1 protein-coding gene is annotated in these 437 nt (G+C 34.3%); it reads left to right on the top strand.

Annotated elements, in window-relative coordinates:
• On the top strand, positions 1-329 hold a 329-nt coding region (holA, locus tag LI288_RS14110; protein WP_227091082.1), incomplete at its 5' end, for a DNA polymerase III subunit delta.
• Positions 330-437 lie beyond the last annotated feature (108 nt).

Genomic DNA, 437 nt, shown 5'->3' with positions numbered 1-437 from the left:
AAGCACGTGATTTAGTGCATGATTTGACTCTGCAAGGTGAGGAGCTAATCAAGATATTAGTTATTTTGACAAATTCCTTCCGGCTTTATTATCAGGTAAAACTGATGCAAAATAAAGGATGGAATGAACAGAAACAAACGTCTTATCTTAAAATTCATCCCTACCGTGTGAAGCTCGCAAACCAGCAAGTACGCAATATGCAGGAAAGCTTTCTGGCGCAAGCTCTATTGTCCCTCATTGAGCTTGATTATAAAATAAAAAGTTCAGGAGTAGATGCAAATTATTTGTTTGATTTAGCCTTGATTAAGTTAGCTTTGAAAGACTTATAATAAGCCGTTTCTCCGGAGAATTTACCGTGGAGAATTGACTTGAAAAATAAAAAAAATTCTGCTATGATTAAAGATGATAAAACTTTGATATGAAATGATAAAAGAGGA

This window comes from Lachnospira pectinoschiza, assembly GCF_020564355.1.
GTDB lineage: Bacteria > Bacillota > Clostridia > Lachnospirales > Lachnospiraceae > Lachnospira > Lachnospira intestinalis.
This window is presented reverse-complemented; position numbering and strand designations above follow the sequence as displayed.